We start from the raw sequence: 21,452 nt of genomic DNA, 5'->3' as shown, positions 1-21,452 counted from the left end.
GACACGGCGGGAGGAGCGCGCGACCCCTGATCGGCGACCGGTCGATTCCCTATTCTCGCGTGCCGGGACCGGCGACTCGGTTCGCTGCCGCCCAGATGGGCTTATGCCATGTTTCAGATGACGCGGCCCGGTCCGCCGTCGCTTTCGTGAGGGAAACGGCCTGACAAGCGGGCCCGGATGGGCCGATCCCAGAAGCGCCATGCCCCCGCCGCAAAGATCAGGGTGAAGAGATACACCGACACCGCGACCACCGCCGTCTTGCCGCTCGATCCGGGGCCGGTCGCCACCCAGTTCATGTAGATATACACGAACGGATAATGGGTGATGTACAGCGGATAGGACAGCCGCCCCGCCACCTTGCACAGCCGCAATGTGGTGGCATTGCCCGCCGAATGCCGCCCCGCGATCAGGACCAGCGGGAACAGGATCAGCACGCAGACCGCCTGGTACGCCCCGTTCCATTTCACTCCGCCGACTTCGGGCAGGACAGGCGCGGCGAACAGGAGCAGCAGGATCAGGCTGAGCGGCAGGCACCCCAGTCGCAGGCGCGGCAAATGGTCGCCCAGCCGGTAGAGGATCAACCCTGCCAGGAACGGATAGGCCAGCCGCACCGGCGCGCCCCAGAAATTGTGCAACCCCCAGCCAGTGTCATAGGACCCCAGCGTCAGGGCCGTGACTGCCGAAGCGAGCGCCGCCAGTCCGGCCAACGCCATCAGTGCCCGCAGGCCCAGGCGGCGCAGGATCAGGGCATAGGCCAGATTGGCGATATATTCCTGGAGCAGCGTCCAGGCAGGCGCATTCAGCGGATGACTGTCCCCCAACCGGTTGGGCAGCGGCGCAGAGGGCAAGGCGAGCAGCGCCGCGACAAAGGCCAGCCCTACCAGCCATGGCGACGCGTCCTGCCGATCCCCGGCAAAGGGATCGAACAGGTAACTCGCCAATCCCAGTATCGCGCTCAGCACCACCAGCGGATGCAGGCGGACCAGCCGCCGCGCCAGAAAGCCCCTGACACTCATCCGCGACCAGCGATCGTCATAGGCATAGCCGACGACGAAACCCGACAGCGCGAAAAAGAAGTCCACCGCCAGATAAGCATGGGGCAGCAACAGCCGGTCCGCCTCGAACAAGACGGTGATGCCCTGGATATGAAAGGCCACCACCAGCAGCGCCGCCGTACCACGCAGGCCGTCGAGCACCTCGAAATGCGGCTTGCCCTGCCGGGTGGTGTTGGGCGTCGTCATCGCACGAGCGCGCGCGCCGGATTGCCGGCCACCGTCTGCCCCGCTGCCACGTCGCGCGTCACCACGCTGCCCGCGCCGATGATCGCATCGTCGCCGATCGTCACCCCCGGCAGGATCAGCGCGCCGCCGCCGATCCAGACATTGGCGCCGATACGGATCGGCCGCCCGCATTCCCATCCCTGTGCCCGAAGCGCCGGATCGCGGGGATGGTCGGCGGTCAGGATCTGGACGCCCGGCCCGATCTGGGTTCCCGCCCCGATCTCGACCCGCGCCACGTCCAGGATCACGCAGGCAAAGTTCAGGAACACCCGCTCGCCCAGCACGATGTTATAGCCATAGTCGCAGTGGAAGGGCGGACGGACCACGGCCCCCGCCCCCACCTGCCCCACCCCCTCGGCCAGCAGCGCGTGCCGATCGGCGGCATCCTGATCAAGCGAACCATTGTAGCGAACCATCCACGCCGCCGCGCGGGCGGCATCCGCCGCCAGCTCGGGATCGTCGGCGATGTACGATTCGCCCGCCAGCATCCTCTGTTTCTGACCGGTCATGTTCAGCTCAGATCGTGCAGGTCTTTGCCGAGCGGCGCGGTGATGCGCAGGTCGGAGAAGCGCACCTCCAGCCCTTCCCGCTCGGGCGTGCAGGCCATCGGCCCCACCCGATAGCCTTGCGCGACCGGAAACGGCGCCAGCCGAACCAGCGGCCAATGCTTGCCATCCGCCGACACCTGCAGGCGCAGCACCCCTTTGGCGACCGTCGCGCGCATCCAGAAATCGGCCGCATCGCCCTCATAGGGGCCGGTCGCCCAGTCCGACCGGCCATCGGTCAGCACGCTGCTCAGCATCGCGCGGCCATCGGACAGTTCGATCCCCGCCTTGACCCAGCGGCGTTCGTCGACCCGGACCATGATCCCCGCCTGATCGTACAGCTTGTCGTAGCGCCCCCGGATACGCAGCTGTGCGGTGAAGGCGTCACCGGTCGGGAAGCCCAGGAAATGGCCGCTGTCGCGGGTGAAGCCATAATGGGTCTCGCGCCAGAAATCGGTCCCGCGATCGGTGGTCATCACCAGATCGCCATTCGCCTCCGCCCGCCAGCCCCTCGGCGCGTTCAGCCAGACGCCGTCCTTACGCCCCAGCACGGCCGTTTCGGTTGCGGCGCCCGCTGCCGTCGCCATCTGCGGCACGGTCAATGCGACCGCGCTGCCCAGGATCATACGGCGCGACACCTGCAGTTCGTCCATGGTTCTTCTTTCCCGTTTCGCGCTACGGCAGAGCCATTCGCTGCCGATCTCGACAGCATGTGTACATTTGTACATATTCGATGCAACGGAGTTTTTGCATGGCCGACCGATCCGCGAGACGAAACGACCCGGAGCGTCGGCAACGCATCGTCACCGCCGCGCTGACGGTGATCGCGGAACACGGCGTGCCCGCCACCACCCATCGCCGGATCGCGGCGGCGGCGGGCGTGCCGCTCGGCTCGGTCACCTATTATTTCACGTCGCTGGAGGCGTTGCTGACCGATGCCTTCACGCAACTGGCGGAGGAATCGTCGCACGCCTTCGCCGCGCGCATGGCGCAGGCCCGGAGCCGCGACGATGCGCGCGAGGCGATCATCGACATCATCGCGGGCTCGGTCTGGGCCGAACCGCGGACGCTGCTGCTCAGTTACGAGCTCTACGCCTTTGCCGCGCGCCACCCTTCGGTCTCGACCGTCATGCAGGGATGGATGAACAACAGCCGCGCCGCGCTGGAGCGGTTCTTCGATCCGCTGACCGCCCGCGCGCTCGATGCGCTGGTCGAGGGGATCGGCATCCACAACTCGATCGACCCCGCTCCGCTCGACCGAAATGCGATCAGCGACATCGTGCATCGGATCACCGGCGGCGCGGGGTGAACGAAAGCCGGTCGCGATCATTGTGCGGAGGATCATTCCACCCGACCCGGAGACGCATCGATGAAGACCAGCGGCAACACGATCCTGATGACAGGCGGCGGCAGCGGTATCGGCGAGGCGCTGGCGCATCGCTTCCATGATCGCGGCGACACCGTCATCATCGCCGGGCGTCGTCGCGAGGCGTTGGAAAAAGCCGCCGAAGGGCGCGAACGCATCCATGTCGTCACGCTGGACGTGGAGGATGCCGCCGCGGTCGACGCCTTCGCCAAAAAGATCGTCACCGACTTCCCGGCGCTGAACGTGCTGTTCAACAATGCCGGCATCATGAAGTTCGAGGATCTGACCGGGCACCGCGACCTGGCCGATGCCGAGGCGACGCTGACCACCAACATCCTGGGTCCGATCCGGCTGACCAATGCGCTGATCGACCATCTGATCCAGCAGAGCGATGCCGTGATCGTCAACGTGACCTCGGGGCTGGCCTTCGTGCCGCTGGTCGCCGCGCCGACCTATTCGGCGACCAAGGCGGCGATCCATTCCTACACCGTGTCTCTGCGCACCCAGCTGGAGGGCAAGGTCGAGGTGATCGAGCTGGCCCCGCCGGGCGTACAGACCGACCTGACGCCGGGTCAGGCGCATCGTCCGGGCTATGTGCCGCTCGAGGAATTTGCCGATGCGGTCGCCGCGCAGTTCGCGCAAACGCCGACGCCCTCGGAGGTGCTGGTCGATCAGGTCCGCCCGTTCCGCATGGCCGAACGCGAGGGCAAGTTCGACGAAACGCTGAAGAACCTGACGAAGCGCGCCGCCGAACAGCGGGCGGCGGGCGACCGAATCCAGTCGGGCAACTGAGGCTTGGGAACGGGCGGCCGGTCGGCTATGGACGGCCATGGATTTCGACCAGTTGCTCGTCCGCTTCTTCGGCACCGAAGAGATCGCCGACCTCACCCCCGAACAGCTCGGCGCAGGGATCGACCGCCTGCGCGTCCAGTTCGGGCTGGAGCGCGACAGCGGCCGCCGCTTCGCGCTGTGGTGCCTGGCCTATATGATCGGCGTCGCCCCCGACATCGACGAAGCCTTTGACGACGAGGAAGACCGTGAGGCCGCGCGCGACTTCATGGACAGCGTGGACAGCGAGATCGACGCAGAGGATTGATGGAAGGAAAATCCCTCTCCCCTGGACAGGGGAGAGGGTTAGCGGAGCTTGCCAGCCTGCTGGCTAGCGCAGCTTGGGTGAGGGGTTGAGCAAGCCATGGGCTCGCGCGCTCGCTCGGCGAGCGCTCCACCCCTCACCCAGCTCCGACTAAGCCTTTGTTTTTACGAAGGCCAAGTCTGCGCAGCCCTCTACCCTCTGCGAGGGGAGAGGGGAAATTTAACCCGCCGCGACCATGCGCTGCGTCTGTTCGCCCAGCTTCTCGACGCCCAGCTTCACCGTCTGGCCCGCGCGCAGATAGACCGGCGGCTTCTGGCCCAGGCCGACACCCTCGGGCGTGCCGGTCGAGATGATGTCGCCCGGCTCCAGCGTGCAGAACTGGCTGACATAGGATACCAGCTCGGCCACGGTGAAGATCATGTCGGCGGTGCTGCTGTCCTGATAGCGCTTGCCGTCCACCTCCAGCCACAGGCGCAGATTCTGCGGATCGCCCACTTCGTCCGCCGTGACCAGCCACGGGCCCGTCGGGCCGAACGTGTCGCAGCCCTTGCCCTTGTCCCAGGTGCCGCCGCGATCCATCTGGAACGCACGCTCCGACACGTCATGCACGACGCAATAGCCCGCGACATGCGACAGCGCCTCGTCCTGGCCGAGGTAACGGCCGCGCGTGCCGATCACGACGCCCAGTTCGACTTCCCAGTCGGTCTTTTCCGAGCCGCGCGGGATTTCGACATCGTCGTTGGGGCCGACGACGGCGCTGCTCCACTTGCCGAACACGACGGGCTCGGCCGGGATGGGCAGATTGCTCTCGGCGGCGTGCGCGCGATAGTTCAGGCCGATGCAGATGAACTTGCCGGGACGCGCGACGCAACTGCCCAGGCGCGGATCGCCCTCGACGACGGGCAGCGTGTCGGGATCGAGCGCGGCGATCTCCGCCAGACCCTGCGGCGTCAGCCGGTCGCCTGCCAGATCGCCCAACGCCTCGGGCAGTGCACGGATGCGACCCTGATCGTCCAACAGCCCGGCCCGCTCGCGGCCCATTTCGCCATAACGCAACAACTTCATCGATCCGTCTCCCTATACGTGACGCCGCCACGCGTCGTGACGGCAAAGACCCTTGCGCAGCGCCCGGTCAGGCGGGCGAACGCCGCCATGACGCCCTTCCCTAATGCCTCGCTTTCATTAGCGCTACCGCGCTCACCGCGCCTGCCGCACGGCGTGATGCCTTTTTTCCTGCCTGTGCCCGATATGGCGATCAGCCCTGCCAGCCAGGACGCAGCGCCAGGCGCAGGATGCGGTCGTTCGCCGCCATGAACAGCGCGTGGCCCGCCTCGCCGAACGCGCAATTGGCGATGGGCGCACCCTGTTCGATCAGCCCCAGCGGCTCCGCCTCGGGCGTCATCAGCATCATGCCGCCGGGGACGGAGCAGACCAGCGTGCCGTCGCGCGCAACCTTCATCCCGTCGGGCAGGCCAGCCCCGCCCGCCGCCAGCATCGCGCGCGCGTCGAGCAGCATCCGGCGATTGCCGACCTGCCCGTGCGCATCGACGTCATAGACCATGATCGCGGGTGCCGCCTCGTCCGACACCGACACATAGAGCCGTCGCTCGTCGGGTGACAGCGCGATGCCGTTGGGCCGGGTCAGCGTGCCGTCGATCAGGTCGACACGGCCATCGGGCCGCCGCCGATAGACGCCGTTGACCGCCTGTTCCTTCAACGGCGATGCATCGCCATCCTTGAAGCCGTAAGGCGGGTCGGTGAACCAGATCGCACCGTCCCTCGCGACGTGAAGGTCGTTGGGGCTGCTGAACCGCTTGCCCGCATGACGATCGGCCAGCACGGTGCGGCGGCCGGTCTTCAGGTTCACCCGGTCGATGGTGCGCCCGCCGCTATTGGCGATCAGGAGTGCGCCCCCGGCATCCAGCGCCAGTCCGTTGGCACCGGGTTCGCGGACCAGCGCGGGATCGGTCCCCGCCGCGCCGGAGGGATTCAGCACCACCGAAATGCCCCGGCCCCGCTGCCATCGGCGGACGATATTGGCGGGCGGATCGGCGAACAGCAGATAGCCGCCGCCCGGCACCCAGACCGGCCCCTCCGCCCAGCGTATGCCGGTGGCGATCACCTCCGGCTCGGTGCCCGGCGCGATCATCCGGTCGAGCTCTGGCGACAGGCGGCGAAGGCGCGGCGTCGTCTCCGTCGCACCGGCGAAGGCGGGGGCTGGGGCCGCCACGAGAGCGAGACCGGCGGCGATGACGGAGCGGCGAGAGGCGATCATGGGGCCAGCATGGGCCAAGCCATCCGCCCCCGCAAGCGGCGGCACGGGCACGCCATCTTTCCCAAAGCGGCCATTCGCGACTATGAGCCGCGCGATGGGGAGGAATGGGGCAAGCATGACTGTCGAGCGGAGCAAGGCCGATCTGTGCGCGTGGCGCATGGAAGCCATCAGGCGGATCGAGGCGGACTATAACCGCTCGGCCGACACGCATCTGATCCGTGTCGACCTGCCGCGCTATCCGGGGATCACGCTGTACCTGAAGGACGAGAGCAGCCACCCGACCGGCAGCCTGAAGCATCGGCTGGCGCGTTCGCTATTCCTCTATGCCCTGTGCAATGGCTGGATCGGGCCGGATACCTGCGTGATCGAGTCCTCCTCCGGCTCGACGGCGGTGAGCGAAGCCTATTTCGCCAAGATGCTGGGCCTGCGCTTCATCGCGGTAGTCCCCGCCTCGACCGCCGCGCCCAAGCTGGATGCGATCCGCTTCCATGGCGGCGAAATCCACGCGGTCGACGATCCGCGCACCGTCTATGACGTCTCGCATCGGCTGGCCGCGGAAACGGGCGGTCACTATCTCGACCAGTTCACCTATGCCGAGCGGGCGACCGACTGGCGTGGCAACAACAACATCGCCGAGAGCATCTTCGCGCAGATGTCGGCGGAGGAATATCCCGTGCCCGCCTGGATCGTCTGCGGCGCGGGAACCGGCGGCACCTCCGCGACGATCGGGCGGTACATCGCCTATCAGCGGCACGGCACCCGGCTCTGCGTCGCGGACCCGGTCCATTCGGTCTTCCACCGGCACTTCGCCGACCGCCAGGCGCTGTCGCTTCCCGAGGGGTGCGGCAGCTGCATCGAGGGGATCGGGCGTCCGCGTGTCGAGCCCAGCTTCATCCCCTCGGTGATCGACCGGATGATCGCGGTCGAGGATGCCGCCAGCATCGGCGCGATGCGGGCGCTGTCGGCGCGGCTGGGACGACGGGTCGGCGGGTCGACCGGCACCAACCTGATCGCCTGCGCCACGCTGATCGCCGAGATGGCCGAAGCGGGACAGCGCGGCTCGGTCGTCACTTTGCTGTGCGACGGGGGCGAGCGGTACGGCTGCACCTATTATGACGATGCGTGGCTGGAGGCGCGCGGCATCGACTGGCGGCCCCATGCCGCGCAAATGACGGCGATACTTGCCAGCGCCTGATCGGGACGGCGCGGGGCGAACGAGGCGAAGGAGGAGCGATCATCATGACGGACAGGCTCAAATTGCTCGTGACCCGCCGCCTGCCGGACGATGTCGAGCGGCATCTGTCCGAACGCTGGGATACGACGCTCAGCCCGGACGACCGGCCGCTGGACCGCGACGCGCTGGCTAAGGCGATGACTGAATATGACGCCTGGATGCCGACGATCACCGACCGGATCGATGCCGATCTGATCGCGACGCCGGGCCGCCGGGTCCGCATCCTCGCCAATTACGGAGCGGGGGTCGATCATGTCGATCTGGCCGCCGCGCGCGCCGCCGGGCTGGTCGTGACCAACACGCCCGATGTGCTGACCGAGGCGACGGCCGAGATCGCGATCCTCCTGATGCTGATGACCGCGCGCCGGGCGGGCGAAGGCGAACGCGAGTTGCGCAGCGGCGCATGGACCGGCTGGCGCCCCTCGCACCTGATCGGACAGGGGCTGTCGGGCAAGACGCTGGGGCTGGTCGGTTTCGGCCGCATCGCGCAGGCGACGGCGGTCAAGGCGCGTGGGCTGGGGATGCGGGTCCGCTATGCCAGCCGCTCCGCCGCCGCCCCGGAGGTGGAACGCATGCTCGACGCCACGCGGGCGGAATCGCTCGAAGCCCTGGCGGCGGAATGCGATATCCTGTCGCTGCACGTCCCCGGCGGCGAAGAGACGCGGCACCTGATCGACACGGCCCTGCTGGCCCGGATGAAGCCCAGCGCGATCGTCGTGAACACCGCGCGCGGGCCGGTGATCGACGAAGGCGCGCTCGTCGAGGCGCTGGATCAGGGGCGGATCGGCGGCGTCGGGCTGGACGTGTACGAACACGAGCCCAAGGTGCATCCGGGTCTGCTCGCGCATCCGCGTGCCGTGTTGCTGCCGCATCTGGGCAGCGCCACCATCGAAGCGCGGACGGCGATGGGAATGCGCGCGGCGGCCAATCTCACCGCTTTCGCTCGCGGCGAGGAACCGGCCGATCGTGTCGCCTGAAACGGCCATCGCGGCGCTGGTCGCGGATCGGCTGGCGCGACGGCGACCCGGCGATCCGCCGCTGATCCTGGGGCTGTGCGGGGCGCAGGGAAGCGGCAAGTCGACTATCGCCGCGCGACTGGCAAAGCAGGTCGAGCGCAGCGCGATCCTGTCGCTCGACGATCTCTACCTCACCCGGGTCGAACGGCAGAGGCTGGCGCGCGCGGTGCATCCGCTGTTCGCGACGCGAGGCGTGTCGGGCACGCATGACGTGACGCTGGGCGTCGAGACGATCGCCGCGATCGTCCGGGGCGAGGCCGTTCCCCTGCCGCGCTTCGACAAGGCGATCGACGACCGCGCCCCGCCATCGACATGGCCCTGCGCGCCGAAGGGATGCCAGTTGCTGATCTTCGAGGGCTGGTGCGTCGGCGCGCGGGCGCAGGACGCGGCTGCGCTGGTCGCGCCGCTCAATATGCTGGAGGCGGCGGAGGACGCCGACGGGACATGGCGGCGGCATGTGAACGCCGCGCTGGCGAGCGATTATCCGCGCCTGTTTGCCCCCATCGATCCCCTGGTGCTGCTGGTGCCACCCGACTGGTCCACCGTCCTGCGCTGGCGTACCCAGCAGGAAGAGGCGTTGCGTCGCACGCGCGGCCCGGGCGCGGGGGTGATGGACGATATGCAGCTCGCCCGCTTCGTCAGCCATCACGAGCGGCTGACCCGCCATATCTGGGCCGAGATGCCCGGCCGTGCCGATCTGTGCCTGACGTTGGCCGAGGATCGCACCCTGGCGGCGTGACCTATGCGGCCGACGCAACCTCGTCGCCATTCGCTGAACCGCGCTCGTCCGCGCCGACCGTGGCCGATACTGGGATGGCGATGGTGCAATGCACGCCGTCCTCGCCCAGGCGGTACGTCGTCCGCGCGCCCAGCTGATACGGGAGCGCACGCTCGATCAGCTCGCGCCCCTGTCCCGTGCCCGTGGGCCATGCACCTTCGGGCATCCGCACGCCGCTTTCGCGCCAGTCGATGTGCAACCAGGGCCTGCCGTCCGGCCCGTCCGCCTCGAGCGCCCAGCTGATCGCCAGCCGTCCCCCGCTCTGCCCCAGCGCGCCATATTTCATCGCATTGGTCGCCAGCTCGTGGATGGCCATGGCCAGCGTATTGACGGTCGAGGAACGCAGCCTCACGCCCGCCGGGCCTCTCAGCGTCACCGCATCGGCCCGCCCGTCCATCGCGACCAGTTCGGCATGGAGCAGTCCGTCGAACGTGACCCGGTCCTGCTCGTTCAGCCGGGACAACAGCCCCTGCACCCGCGACAGTGCGTCGAGGCGGTCATCGAACCGCGCCCGGAAATCGGCCAGGCTGGTCGAGCCGCGCGCCGTATTCTCCGCGATCGAGCGGACCACGCCCAGAAGATTGCTCGTGCGATGCTGCAGCTCGGCGATCAGCACGCGCTGCAACGCCTCGCTCCGGCGCATGGCCCCGTCCGCCTTGCGCCGCTCGGACAAGTCCGCCGTCACGACCAGCAGCCGATCCGGTTGACCATCCCCCTTGGGCAGGACCGACAGCGTGCTGCTCGCCCAGACCAGCGAGCCGTCGGGGCGCGAATAGCGCTTGTCCAGGGTCGCCGGACGGCCGGTGGACAGAGCCTCCTCGATCGCCACCAGGCTGGGCGGCAGGTCGTCGGGATGCGTCACATCGGGCACGCGCAAGTCCAGCACCGCCTCGCGCGAACGGCCCAGGATGCGGCACAGCTCGTCATTGACACGCAGGAACCGTCCTTCGAGCGACAGAACCGACAGTCCGATCGGCGCGGTGGCGAAGATCGCCGCCAGTTGTCCCTCGGTTTCGGCCAGCTTGACCTTCACCACCTCCTCGCGAAGCCGCACGACCTCGGCCTGCGATTCCTTCCATTCGGTGATGTCGCGGGTGGTGGTGGCGACACCGTCGCCCAGTTTCACGACCGTCTGGAAGAACCAGCCGTCGAACTGCTCATGCACATAATGACGCTCGGCCTGTTCGGGCAGACCGGTTTCGATCACCCGGCAAAAGGCGTCGAAAATACCCTCTTCGACGACGCCGGGATTGCGTTGCAGCAGGCTTTCGCCGCGCACTTCCCCATATTTGCGCTCGGACGTGTGGTTGTTCAGCACCCAACGAAAATCGACGATGCCGCCCGTCTCGTCACGGATCGCCTCGAATACCTGGATCATGTCGGTCGACGCATCCATCGTCGCCTGAAGCAGTTCGTGGCTGGGCTGGAACTCGACATGTCGTCCGTGCATCGCTCGCTCATCCTTCCCGATCCGGGATGGCAGCCGCTTTGCCGCCGCGCTTAAGGTAACCATCATGGCGTCAATTTGCCACTGCGCGGACGTGGTCCGAAACCGAGCCGCGACAACGCCCAACCATATTGCGATTGACTCGCATAATCATCATTATTAGTTCGCCCTCGCAACGAATTTGGGGGGTGACGATATGTGGGTTCGGGCGACGCTGGCCATGATGCTGTCTTCGGTGGCGGATCCTTGTCTGGCGCAAAACATGGCGGCGCAGGGCACTGACGCGGCTTCGCTCCAGACGGGCAACGACATCGTGGTCATGGGCGAGAAAGCCGATCGGACGTTGCGCGACACACCCGCCAGCGTCGCGGTGACGACCGGACAGACCATCGCCGACCAGAATCTGATCGACATGTACGACGTGCTGCAACGCGCGCCCAATGTCGCGATCAATGCCGACCGGACCAGCTTCACCATTCGCGGCATCGATGCCTTCAACGTATCGGGTGCGGGCGACGGGGCGCTGGCCAGCGTCTATCTCGACGGGGCGGTCCTGCCACGCGCGGCGCTCAACACCGGGCCGCTCGACCTGTACGACATCGCGCAGGTCGAGGTGTTTCGCGGACCGCAATCCACGGTGCAGGGCCGCAACGCACTCGCCGGGGCGGTGGTCATCCGCACGACCGACCCCAGCTATGAATGGAACGGCAAGGCCAGGGTGATGCTGACCGGCCCCGACGGACAGCGTCGCGCCGCCGCCGCGCTGGGCGGGCCGATCCTGGGCGACCAGATCGCATTCCGCCTGGCCGGCGAAATCGCACGGTCGGACGGCCTGCTCTACAACACCACGCTCCACCACGACGCCGATCCCCGCCAGTCGGAGACGCTGCGCGGCAAGCTGCTCTTCACCCCCGACGCGGTGCCGGGGCTGCGGATCATCGCGACCTATATGCACGACCGCCATGTGCGCGGCGCCTATTCCTCCGAATTCGATCCGCCCTATGCGCGCCGGGATCGCATCGTCACCGAGGACGTGGCCACCAACACCCGTGCGCTGAGCGACATCGCCACGCTGGAGGCGCATTACACGCTAGGCGGCGGCTTCGACCTGCGTTCGATCACCAACTATTCCGACGTCCGGGCGCTCTACATTGCCGACCCGGATCGCAACCCCACCCCCGGCCAGTTGAGCCGCACCAGCGACCCGGCCAGGACGGTACAGCAGGAAGTGCGGCTGGGCATCGACCTGCCCTGGGTGCAGGGTCTGATCGGCGCCTATTATCTGCGCGAGGACAATCGCGACTACCGATTCGAGGCGACGCAGAATCTGAACCTGACCCGGCTGGGCGTGGATCGGCAGCTGCTGGCCCTGGGCCTGTCGCAGCCATTGGTGGACACGGTCCTGGGCCTTTATGGCGGCGTCGTTCCGATCAGGAACCTGCTGACCCAGCCGCGCCTGACGCGCAATCTGGCCGGCTTCACCGACCTGACCTTCCCGCTGACCACCCGCCTGAAACTGCGCGCAGGGCTGCGCTACGACAATGAGCGGCAAATGCGCGGGGCGAGCCAATCGGTCGCGCTGAACGGCACGCTGCCCGATCCGGCCCGGTTGCCCGTACCTGCCCTGGCCCCCATCGTCACCCGGCTGAATGCGCTGCTGATGGCGACGGCGGCGGGGGCGACCAGTGTCGATCCGGTGCGCGCCATCACCTATGATGCCTGGCTGCCCAAGCTGGGCCTGACCTGGGACGTGACGCCCGACGCCTCTCTGAGCGCGACGGCGCAGCGCGGCTATCGCGCCGGGGGCGCCGGGATCAACCAGCAGCGCGGGCAGAGCTTCACCTATGCCCCCGAATATACCTGGAACTATGAGGTCGCCCTGCGCTCCGACTGGTTCGACCAACGGCTGAGCGTCAATGCCAATGCCTATTATATCGACTGGCGCGACCAGCAGGTATCGGTGCAATTGACCCCCGGCGCGGTGTTCGACTCCCAGGTCGTCAATGCAGGCAAGTCGCGCCTTTATGGCTTCGAGGCGGAGTTGCGCGGGCGGCCGACGCGCCACCTCGATCTCTATGCGGGCATCGGGCACAGCCGGACCGAGTTCCTCGACTTCACCGTGCCGATCGGCATCGCGAAATGGTCCGCGACCGGCAACGAATTCGCCAACGCCCCGCGCTGGACCGCCTCATGGGGCGGCACCTGGCGCAGCGACGACGGGCTGTTCGCCAACCTCAACGCCACCTATCGCGACGCGGTGTTCCAGAGCACCATCGACCAGACGGGACGCGACATCCGCCCGATCACGCTGGTCAATGCCAAGCTGGGCTGGCAGGGGCGGCATTTCGGGGCCTATCTGCTGGCCAGCAATATCTTCGACCGGCAGCAGCCGACCTCCTTCTTCACCGATTTCGATGGGCGGGTGCGCGGCACCATCTCGCCGCCGCGCATCCTGGGCCTGAGCTTCGAGGGACGCTTCTAAGCCGCATTCGGTTGTCAGACATATAATGCCCCCGCCGCCTTGCCATCCGCGCGACACCCCGTAGACCTGTTCGACAAGAAAACGGGAGTGGATGGATGAGCAAGACCGGGGGCGGGATCAGCCGCCGACAGGCATTGGCGGGGGCTGCGGTGCTGACCGGCGGAATGGCCGTGGGCGCGCCCCCAGGCGCGGCGGCGGGGCGGTCGACCATGCTCGCACCCCGCCCGCCCATGGGGTGGAACAGCTGGAACAGCTTTGCGACCACCATCACCGAAGCGCAGGCGCGCGAGACCGCCGCGATCATGCGCGCCAGGCTGCTGCCCTTCGGCTATGACGTCTTCACCGTCGACATCCAATGGTATGAGCCCGAGGCGTCCAGCTATACCTACAACGCCGCGCCGGTGCCTGCGATGGACGGCCATGGCCGGTTGATCCCCGCGCCCAACCGCTTTCCGTCCAGCGCGGACGGATCGGGCTTCACCAGGCTGGCGGCGGACGTCCATGCGATGGGCATGAAGTTCGGTATCCACCTGATGCGCGGTATTCCCCGGCTGGCGGTGAAGAAGAACCTCCCGATCCTCGGCACACGCTACCGCGCCGCCGACATCGCCGACACGTCCAGCCTCTGCACCTGGAACCCGGACATGTACGGCGTCGACATGACCAGGCCCGGCGCGCAGGCCTATTATGACAGCGTGTTCGCGCTCTACGCCTCCTGGGGCGTCGATTTCGTCAAGATGGACGATATGAGCCGCCCCTATGACGCGCATGCCCCCGAGATCGAGGCGGCGCACAAGGCGATCCAGAACAGCGGCCGCCCGATCGTCCTCAGCCTGTCGCCCGGAGAAACGCCGGTGATCCGCGGGCCCCATGTGCGCCGCTTCGCGCAGATGTGGCGCATCTCGGACGATTTCTGGGACGAATGGTCGATGCTGGAGGCGCAGTTCACCCGGCTGGAGAACTGGACACCCTATCGCGGGCCGGGGACGTGGCCCGATGCCGACATGCTGCCGCTGGGTCGGCTGGCACTGGGCAAGCGCGACACCAAGTTCACGCCCGACGAACAGCGCACCTTGATGACCCTGTGGTCGATCGCGCGCTCGCCGCTGATCATGGGCGGCGACCTGCGCTATCTGGACGCCCCCACGCTGGCGCTGCTGACCAACCGCGCGGTCATCGCGGTCAACCAGGCCTCGACCGACAACCAGCCGCATTTCGTTCAGGACGGCGCGCGCATCTGGTCCGCCAAACCCGAGGAGGCAGCCCAGGATCGCTATCTGGCGTTGTTCAACACCGGCGACAAATCCAGGGAGGTCGGTCTGGCGCTCCATGATCTGGGCCTGTCGGGCGAGGTCGGCGTGACCGATCTGTGGAGCGGAACCTCGCTCGGCCGCGCGAAAGACCGCTTCGCACAGACGCTGCCGCCGCACGGTTCGGGATTGTATCGCCTCCGGGCCTGAATGAACAAAGCGTCCTGAAACGGCCATGCCGCATCAGGGGCGGCGGTGGCATGACGCCGATGCTCTTCGAGGATCAGGTCATGCCGCTTTCCCCTCGCCTGTTGCCCGTGCTGCTCCTGTTGACCGCGCCCGCCATGGCGCAGGATCGCCGATCGATGCGCGAGCCCAGCCTGCCGACAAATGTCTGCACCAGCCTTTCCCCGGACGGGGCGGACTGGCAGGCGGAAACAGGGCGACTTCAAGCGGCGATCGACCATTGCCCCTCGGGGGCTGCCGTCCGGTTGGTCTCGGGGGCAGGCGATGGGCGTTTCGTCAGCGGCCCGCTGCATATGAAATCGGGCGTGACGCTGTGGCTCGATCGAGGCGCCACGCTGGTCGCCGTGCCCGACCCGCGTGCCTATGATCGCGGCCAGGGCCTCTGTGGTACGATCGCGGACAAGGGCAATGCCTGCCTGCCCTTCATCTCCTTCGAAGACACGCGCGGCGGCGGGATCATGGGCGACGGCGCGATCGACGGATCGGGCGGCGCGGTCATGACCGGGCACGGCGAAAGCTGGTGGCAGCTGGCGCGACGGGCGCAACGCGAGGGCGGCAAGCAGAACAACCCTCGCCTGGTCGAAGCCGATCATGCCCGCGACCTGGTCTTCTACCGCACCACCTTTCGCAACGCGCCCAATTTCCATGTCGTGCTGAACGACGTGCAGGGGGCGACCCTGTGGGGCGTGCGGATCGACACCCCGGCGGACGCACGCAACACCGACGGCATCGATCCCGGCGCGTCGCAGGACGTCACCATCGCGCACAGCTTCATCCGCACCGGCGACGACGATATCGCGATCAAGGCCGGGCATGGCACGACCCGCTACATCTCGATCCTCGACGATCATCTCTATGCCGGTCATGGCCTGTCGATCGGCAGCGAAACCAATGCCGGGGTCAGCGACATTCTGGTCCGCAACGTCACGCTCGACGGCACGACCTCGGGCCTTCGGATCAAGAGCGATGCCAGCCGGGGCGGATTGGTGACGCGGGTCCGCTATGAGGGGATATGCCTGCGCGGCAATCGGTGGCCGATCGACTTCGACACCCGCTATGACGCAGACGCCAGGGGCGGCGCCATTCCGGTCTATCGCGACATCGTCCTGACCGGCGTGACCGGTGGTGACGGGACCATGGTGCTGCGCGGCCATGATGCGGGCCATCCGCTGGCGGTGACGCTGGACAGCGTGCGCTTCGATCCGGCGGCGGTCTGGCAAATCGAGAATGCCGATATTACCACCGGCCCCGGCGGCGTCTCCCCCACGCCACCGGGCCTGCGACCGTCGCTGGCGCTGGCGGGAACCACCCCGGACTGCACCTCTTCGTGGATGCCCTTCCCGAGCGACCGTTAAGATGGTTACGGGTGGACAAATCCCTCCTCGGCAATAGCCTGCAACCGCACGCGCGCCGGACACCGCGATCAGCGGGACGAGCGGTCGCGACGATGCGGGAGAGGATCATCATGAAGACACTGAGCGCCATCGCCGCCGCCGGGCTGGCGTTGACCGTCGCGGCGGCGGGGATCGCCCGCAACCCGCAATTCGAGGGGGCCGATCCCCATGCGATGATGATCGGCGACGAGCTCTGGATTTTCCCGACCGGAGGGCCGGGCGGTAGCTGGGCGGCCGACCGGTTCGGCGCCTTTTCCAGCCGGGACCTGAAGACCTGGCGACCACGCGGCGAACTGATCCGGCGCGACCAGATACGCTGGATCAAGGATGACGGCGCGCCCGAGCATTTCCTCTGGGCCCCCGGCGTCGCGACGCGAGGCGGCCGTTACTATCTCTATTACTCGGTCGGACCGCAGAACCCGACGCCCAGTCGCATCGGCGTCGCCGTCGCCGACCGACCCGAAGGTCCTTATCGTGACAGCGGTCGCCCGCTGATCACCGGCGACAAGGGGTTCGAGGCGATCGATCCGATGGTCTTCACCGATCGCAGGTCGGGCAGGATCTATCTCTATGCGGGCGGCAGCGCGGGCGCGACCCTGCGGGTCTGGGAACTCAAGCCCGACATGGTGAGCATCGCGCGCGAGGTGAAGGTCGCGACTCCGCCGCACTTTACCGAAGGCGCCTTCATGCACGAACGCGGCGGCACCTATTACCTGTCCTACAGCCATGGCCGGTTCAACGGTCCCGATTATTCGGTCCACTATGCCACCGCACCCTCGCCGGTCGGGCCATGGCGCTATCGCGGTGCGATCCTGACCGGCGATGCGCGGCATCAGGGGCCGGGACATCACAGCTTCGTCACCTTGCCCGACGGCCGTTCGCTGATCGTCTATCACCGCTGGGACCGCGCACCCGGCCCCGGTCCGTTCCAGGGCGAGCGGGTCGTGGCGATCGACCGGATCACCTATGCCCCCGATGGCCGCATCCGGCCCGTACGGATGACCGACGACGACGCGCCGGTCCTGCCCGCCCGCCATGGCGATACGAAAAAAGTTAACAACCGTTAACCATCTGAATTAATTCCGAAAACGGTCCACTCGCATCACTCCCTCCTTTTCGCGGTTAGGATTTGCGCAAGGGGAGGCCGCGTGTGTGCGCAAGGACAGCCATGACCGAGCCCCCCTGCCCGGCACCACGTGCCGGGGCATGACGACATGCAATGGGAGGAACAGGCCATGCAGACCGAGATCATCGCAAAGGCGACCGGCACCACCACCACGACCAGCGCCAACGTCATCGAATTGAGCGCGCCCAGCGTCGTGCGGCTCAATATCGACCGGGCGCAGGTCGCGACGATGGAGCGCGAGGGCAACGACCTGATCATCCGCCTGACCGATGGCCAGACCATTCGCATCGACCATTTCTATGACCAGCAGCAGGGCAAGACCAGCGACCTGGTGCTGCGCGACGATCGGGGCAGCCAGTGGCTCGCCAACCCATCGGCCAGCGGCGCAGGCCGGTTCCGCGCGATCACCGATCTCGACGACCTGATGGGCGCGGCGGCGACCGGCGAGGGCGGCGGCTCGTCCTTCGTCCTGCCCGCCATCCTGGGCGTGGCCGGGGTCGGCGGCCTGGTCGCGGCGGTGTCGGGCGGCGGCAATGGCGGCAACCAGCCCGGCGGCCCCACCGCCGACACCCAGCCCCCCGCAACCCCCACCGCCAGCTTCACGGCCAACGGTTCGAGCATCCGCGGCACCGGCGAGGCAGGCGCGACTGTCCGCGTGACCGACGGCGCGGGCAACGTGATCGGCACCGGCACGGTCGGTGCCGACGGCACCTTCACCATCCCGGTCAACCCGCCCCAGACCAACGGCCAGCCCGTCACCGTCGTGCAGAGCGACGCGGCAGGCAATGTCTCGCCCCCCGCCACGGCGGCGGCGCCCGATATCACGCCGCCCGCCACCCCGACCGCGACGATCACCGGCGATGGCCGGACGGTCAGCGGCACTGGCGAGCCGGGCGCGACCGTGACGGTGCGCAACGCCGCCGGACAGGTCCTGGGCACCGCCGTCGTCGGTGCGCAGGGTGGCTATACGCTGACCCTGACCACGCCGCAGGCCAATGGCGGCACCCTGACCGTCACGCAGAGCGACCCGGCGGGCAACACCTCCCCCGCGACGACGATCGCCGCGCCCGACATCACCGCGCCGACCGCCCCGACCGCAACCATCGCGGGCGACGGCACCAGTGTCACCGGCACCGGCGAGCCCGGCGCGACCGTCACCGTGCGCGATCCCGCCGGTCAGCCGCTCGGCACCGCCACGGTTGACGCGCAGGGCAACTACACGCTGCCGCTGACCACGCCGCAGGCCAATGGCGGCACCCTGATCGTCACGCAGAGCGACCCGGCGGGCAACACCTCCCCCGCGACGACGATCGCCGCGCCCGACATCACCGCGCCGACCGCCCCGACCGCAACCATCGCGGGCGACGGCACCAGTGTCACCGGCACCGGCGAACCCGGCGCGACCGTCACCGTGCGCGACTCCGCCGGCCAGCCGCTCGGCACCTCCACCGTCGATGCGCAGGGCAACTACACGCTGCCGCTAATCACGCCGCAGGCCAATGGCGGCACCTTGACCGTCACGCAGAGCGATCCGGCGGGCAACACCTCCCCCGCCACGACGGTCAGTGCGCCCGACATCACCGCGCCTGCCGCCCCGGTCGTCACCGTGAGCGCGGACGGCACGCAGCTGACCGGAACGGGCGAGCCGGGTGCCACTGTGCAGGTCGTCGATGCGGGCGGCCAGCCGGTCGGCACCGCGACGGTCGGCAGCGACGGCAGTTTCAGCCTGCCCCTGCCCACGGGGGTCGCCAACGGCCAGACGCTTTCGGCGATCCAGACCGATGCCGCGGGGAACGCCTCGCCCGCCACTGCGGCGGTCACGCCCGATCTCGTCGCTCCCGCCACCCCGTTGGCGACGGTCAGCGCGGACGGCACCAGCATCAGCGGCACCGGTGAACCGGGCGCGACCCTGATCGTGCGCGCCCCCGACAACAGCGTGCTCGCCACCGTCACCGTTGCCGCCGATGGCAGCTTCAGCGCGCCGCTCGCCACGCCGCAGGCCAATGGCGAAGCCCTGACCGTAACGCAGACCGATGCGGCGGGCAATGTGTCGCCCGTCGCCACCGTCACCGCGCCTGACATCACGCCCCCCGCCCCGCCGCTTGCCACGCTGTCGGCGGACGGGACGGCGGTCTATGGCAATGGCGAGCCTGGCGCGACGGTGCGGATCGTCGACGGTAACGGCACGCTGCTGGGCAGTGCGGTCGTGGCGGCGGACAGCAGCTATAGCCTGACCCTCACCCCGCCGCAGACCAGCGGCCAGACCCTGTCGGCGGTGCAGACCGATCCGGCGGGCAACCCGTCGCAGCCCGCCACCGTCGCCGCGCCCGACCTGACCGCGCCCCCGGCCCCACTCGCGACCATCACCGCAGACGGCACCAGCGTGACCGGCACCGGCGAGCCCTTCGCCACGGTCCGCGTGCGCGCCGCCGATGGCACGGTGATCGCGACCGTGACGGTCGGCGCGGACGGCAGCTTCACCACGCCGCTGTCGCCGCCCCAGGCCAATGGGGAGGCACTGTCGCTCGACCAGACGGATCGCGGCGGCAATCTGTCGCCCGCGACGCCGCTGGTCGCGCCCGACATCACGGCCCCGACGGGCCTGACCGCCACGATCAGCGGGGACGGCGCCATCGTCACCGGTTCGGGTGAAGCGGGCGCGACCGTCACCATCCGCGATGCGAACGGCACGGTGCTGGGCACTGCCACGGTCGCCGCCAACGGCATCTACAATGCGACGCTGACCACGCCGCAGATCAATGGCGAAACGCTTCAGGTGACCCAGGCCGACGCGGCGGGCAATGTCTCCGCCCCCGCCAGCGTTGTCGCGCCGGACATCACCCCGCCGCTCGCCCCAACCGGATCGGTGGTCGATGCGGGCGCGACCCTGTCGGGCACCGGCGAGCCGGGCGCGACCGTCACCATCCGCGCCGCCGACGGCACGCTGCTGGGTAGCGGTCAGGTCGCCCCGGACGGCAGTTTCGCGGTGACGCTGAACCCCGCCCAGGCCAATGGCCAGGCGCTTCAGCTGGTCCAGACCGATGCGGCGGGCAATGCCTCGCCCATCGTCGCGGTCACCGCACCAGACATTACCGCCCCGACCGGGCTGACCGCCACGATCAGCGGCGACGGCAGTTTCGTGACCGGCGTGGGTGAGGTCGGCGCGACCGTCACCGTCCGCGATCCCGATGGCACGATCATCGGCACCGCCCTGGTCGGCGCGAACGGCAGCTATGCCGTGCCGCTGACCCCTGCACAGATCGACGGTGAAACGCTGCAGGTGACCCAAGCCGATGCGGCGGGCAATGTCTCCCAGCCGCTCGCGCCCGTGGCGCCGGACCTGACCGCACCGCTTGCCCCCATCGGCACCATCTCGGCAGACGGCACGCTAGTGACCGGCACGGGCGAGGCGGGCGCGACCGTCACGGTGCGTGACGCCGCCGGCCAGCCGCTCGGTACGGCCACGGTCGCCGCCGATGGCAGCTTCTCGGTTCCATTGGCGAGCGCCCAGCTCAACGGACAGACCCTGTCGGTGGTCCAGGCCGATGCGGCGGGCAATGTCTCGCCGCCGCTGGCACTGACCGCACTCGACACCACCGCACCGATCGGGCTGACCGCCAGCGTCGACGCGACCGGCACCATCGTCAGCGGCCAGGCGGAGGCGGGCGCGACCATCACCGTTCGCGCGCCCGATGGCACGATCATCGGCACCGGCACGGCGGGGGCCTCCGGCGCCTATGCGCTGACCCTGACCACTGGGCAGCTGAACGGTCAGGTCCTTCAGGTCACGCAGGCGGATGCAGCGGGCAACACCTCCCCGCCCAGCCCCGCCACCGCGCCCGACCTCACCGCGCCGCTTGCCCCCATCGGCACCGTCTCGGCGGACGGCACGCTGGTCAACGGCACCGGTGAGCCCGGCG

17 protein-coding genes are annotated in these 21,452 nt (G+C 68.5%); 11 read left to right on the top strand and 6 right to left on the bottom strand.

The features are described from left to right. Positions 1-113: 113 nt before the first annotated feature. From NS355_RS06880 to NS355_RS06870, 3 genes are read right to left on the bottom strand one after another with little or no spacing between them, the layout of a single operon-like run. Positions 114-1,241 (bottom strand): acyltransferase family protein, encoded by a 1,128-nt coding sequence (locus NS355_RS06880; protein WP_058745030.1) that lies wholly within the window; start codon positions 1,239-1,241, stop codon positions 114-116. Beyond that, positions 1,238-1,789 carry a sugar O-acetyltransferase gene (locus NS355_RS06875; RefSeq protein ID WP_058745029.1) on the bottom strand — a complete coding sequence of 184 codons (552 nt, stop codon included), beginning with the start codon at positions 1,787-1,789 and terminating at the stop codon, positions 1,238-1,240. The genes NS355_RS06880 and NS355_RS06875 overlap by 4 nt, the downstream gene beginning before the upstream one ends. A 2-nt stretch (positions 1,790-1,791) precedes the next feature. Beyond that, the gene (locus NS355_RS06870) at positions 1,792-2,478 is read right to left on the bottom strand and encodes a DUF1349 domain-containing protein (protein WP_058745028.1); all 687 of its coding nucleotides are present in this window, start codon (positions 2,476-2,478) and stop codon (positions 1,792-1,794) included. A 98-nt stretch (positions 2,479-2,576) separates the two neighbouring features. On the opposite strand from NS355_RS06870, the gene NS355_RS06865 reads away from it, so the two are divergent. The 3 genes from NS355_RS06865 to NS355_RS06855 are packed head-to-tail and all read left to right on the top strand — an operon-like array spanning position 2,577 to position 4,287. Beyond that, positions 2,577-3,134: a TetR/AcrR family transcriptional regulator gene (locus NS355_RS06865; protein WP_058745027.1), complete on the top strand. Its 558-nt coding sequence runs from the start codon at positions 2,577-2,579 to the stop codon at positions 3,132-3,134. Between the two features lie 60 nt (positions 3,135-3,194). Beyond that, positions 3,195-3,983, top strand: a complete 789-nt coding sequence (locus NS355_RS06860) for an SDR family oxidoreductase (RefSeq protein ID WP_058745026.1) — start codon at positions 3,195-3,197, stop codon at positions 3,981-3,983. A gap of 37 nt (positions 3,984-4,020) precedes the next feature. Continuing rightward, positions 4,021-4,287: a hypothetical protein gene (locus NS355_RS06855; protein ID WP_058745025.1), complete on the top strand. Its 267-nt coding sequence runs from the start codon at positions 4,021-4,023 to the stop codon at positions 4,285-4,287. Positions 4,288-4,503: 216 nt separating this feature from the next. Here NS355_RS06855 and NS355_RS06850 read toward each other — a convergent pair whose 3' ends face one another. Together NS355_RS06850 and NS355_RS06845 are read right to left on the bottom strand one after the other, a co-directional pair. Beyond that, positions 4,504-5,349 carry a fumarylacetoacetate hydrolase family protein gene (locus NS355_RS06850; RefSeq protein WP_058745024.1) on the bottom strand — a complete coding sequence of 282 codons (846 nt, stop codon included), beginning with the start codon at positions 5,347-5,349 and terminating at the stop codon, positions 4,504-4,506. A gap of 190 nt (positions 5,350-5,539) precedes the next feature. Then, positions 5,540-6,559 carry an SMP-30/gluconolactonase/LRE family protein gene (locus NS355_RS06845; protein WP_058745023.1) on the bottom strand — a complete coding sequence of 340 codons (1,020 nt, stop codon included), beginning with the start codon at positions 6,557-6,559 and terminating at the stop codon, positions 5,540-5,542. A 115-nt stretch (positions 6,560-6,674) separates the two neighbouring features. On the opposite strand from NS355_RS06845, the gene NS355_RS06840 reads away from it, so the two are divergent. Genes NS355_RS06840 through NS355_RS06830 form a run of 3 tightly spaced genes read left to right on the top strand, consistent with a single transcriptional unit; the run spans position 6,675 to position 9,548 of the window. Then, entirely contained in the window at positions 6,675-7,754 is a 1,080-nt protein-coding gene (locus NS355_RS06840) for a PLP-dependent cysteine synthase family protein (protein ID WP_058745022.1), read from the top strand. 44 nt (positions 7,755-7,798) lie between these two features. Beyond that, positions 7,799-8,770 (top strand): 2-hydroxyacid dehydrogenase, encoded by a 972-nt coding sequence (locus tag NS355_RS06835; protein WP_058745021.1) that lies wholly within the window; start codon positions 7,799-7,801, stop codon positions 8,768-8,770. Then, positions 8,760-9,548 carry a kinase gene (locus NS355_RS06830; RefSeq protein ID WP_153008092.1) on the top strand — a complete coding sequence of 263 codons (789 nt, stop codon included), beginning with the start codon at positions 8,760-8,762 and terminating at the stop codon, positions 9,546-9,548. Before NS355_RS06835 ends, NS355_RS06830 begins: the two co-directional genes overlap by 11 nt. Before the next feature lies 1 nt (position 9,549). Here NS355_RS06830 and NS355_RS06825 read toward each other — a convergent pair whose 3' ends face one another. Beyond that, entirely contained in the window at positions 9,550-11,037 is a 1,488-nt protein-coding gene (locus tag NS355_RS06825; RefSeq protein WP_058745020.1) for a sensor histidine kinase, read from the bottom strand. Between the two features lie 193 nt (positions 11,038-11,230). Between NS355_RS06825 and NS355_RS06820 the strand changes: the two genes are divergently transcribed. The 5 genes from NS355_RS06820 to NS355_RS06800 all read left to right on the top strand — a co-directional run. Then, positions 11,231-13,516 carry a TonB-dependent receptor gene (locus NS355_RS06820; protein WP_084787627.1) on the top strand — a complete coding sequence of 762 codons (2,286 nt, stop codon included), beginning with the start codon at positions 11,231-11,233 and terminating at the stop codon, positions 13,514-13,516. Positions 13,517-13,611: 95 nt separating this feature from the next. After that, the gene (locus NS355_RS06815) at positions 13,612-14,976 is read left to right on the top strand and encodes a glycoside hydrolase family 27 protein (protein ID WP_084787625.1); all 1,365 of its coding nucleotides are present in this window, start codon (positions 13,612-13,614) and stop codon (positions 14,974-14,976) included. Positions 14,977-15,026: 50 nt separating this feature from the next. Then, positions 15,027-16,367, top strand: coding sequence for a glycoside hydrolase family 28 protein (locus NS355_RS06810; protein ID WP_244489581.1), 1,341 nt, complete (start codon positions 15,027-15,029; stop codon positions 16,365-16,367). A gap of 110 nt (positions 16,368-16,477) precedes the next feature. Next, complete coding sequence (locus NS355_RS06805) at positions 16,478-17,473, top strand: family 43 glycosylhydrolase (RefSeq protein WP_058745019.1); 996 nt, start codon at positions 16,478-16,480, stop codon at positions 17,471-17,473. Positions 17,474-17,641: 168 nt separating this feature from the next. Further along, positions 17,642-21,452, top strand: a 3,811-nt coding sequence (locus NS355_RS06800) for an Ig-like domain-containing protein (protein ID WP_167345419.1), incomplete at its 3' end; no start/stop codon positions are given.

The organism is Sphingomonas yabuuchiae (assembly GCF_001477495.1).
Classification (GTDB): Bacteria; Pseudomonadota; Alphaproteobacteria; order Sphingomonadales; family Sphingomonadaceae; genus Sphingomonas; species Sphingomonas yabuuchiae_A.
Note: the sequence above shows the minus strand (reverse complement) of the source record. Positions and strands in the feature narration are given on the sequence as shown.

Bases quoted from the DNA above. Each gene is read 5' to 3' on its own strand.
- NS355_RS06880 (WP_058745030.1), bottom strand. From the start codon at position 1,241: ATGACGACGCCCAACACCACCCGGCAGGGCAAGCCGCATTTCGAGGTG.
- NS355_RS06875 (WP_058745029.1), bottom strand. From the start codon at position 1,789: ATGACCGGTCAGAAACAGAGGATGCTGGCGGGCGAATCGTACATCGCC.
- NS355_RS06870 (WP_058745028.1), bottom strand. From the start codon at position 2,478: ATGGACGAACTGCAGGTGTCGCGCCGTATGATCCTGGGCAGCGCGGTC.
- NS355_RS06865 (WP_058745027.1), top strand. From the start codon at position 2,577: ATGGCCGACCGATCCGCGAGACGAAACGACCCGGAGCGTCGGCAACGC.
- NS355_RS06860 (WP_058745026.1), top strand. From the start codon at position 3,195: ATGAAGACCAGCGGCAACACGATCCTGATGACAGGCGGCGGCAGCGGT.
- NS355_RS06855 (WP_058745025.1), top strand. From the start codon at position 4,021: ATGGATTTCGACCAGTTGCTCGTCCGCTTCTTCGGCACCGAAGAGATC.
- NS355_RS06850 (WP_058745024.1), bottom strand. From the start codon at position 5,349: ATGAAGTTGTTGCGTTATGGCGAAATGGGCCGCGAGCGGGCCGGGCTG.
- NS355_RS06845 (WP_058745023.1), bottom strand. From the start codon at position 6,559: ATGATCGCCTCTCGCCGCTCCGTCATCGCCGCCGGTCTCGCTCTCGTG.
- NS355_RS06840 (WP_058745022.1), top strand. From the start codon at position 6,675: ATGACTGTCGAGCGGAGCAAGGCCGATCTGTGCGCGTGGCGCATGGAA.
- NS355_RS06835 (WP_058745021.1), top strand. From the start codon at position 7,799: ATGACGGACAGGCTCAAATTGCTCGTGACCCGCCGCCTGCCGGACGAT.
- NS355_RS06825 (WP_058745020.1), bottom strand. From the start codon at position 11,037: ATGCACGGACGACATGTCGAGTTCCAGCCCAGCCACGAACTGCTTCAG.
- NS355_RS06820 (WP_084787627.1), top strand. From the start codon at position 11,231: ATGTGGGTTCGGGCGACGCTGGCCATGATGCTGTCTTCGGTGGCGGAT.
- NS355_RS06815 (WP_084787625.1), top strand. From the start codon at position 13,612: ATGAGCAAGACCGGGGGCGGGATCAGCCGCCGACAGGCATTGGCGGGG.
- NS355_RS06810 (WP_244489581.1), top strand. From the start codon at position 15,027: ATGACGCCGATGCTCTTCGAGGATCAGGTCATGCCGCTTTCCCCTCGC.
- NS355_RS06805 (WP_058745019.1), top strand. From the start codon at position 16,478: ATGAAGACACTGAGCGCCATCGCCGCCGCCGGGCTGGCGTTGACCGTC.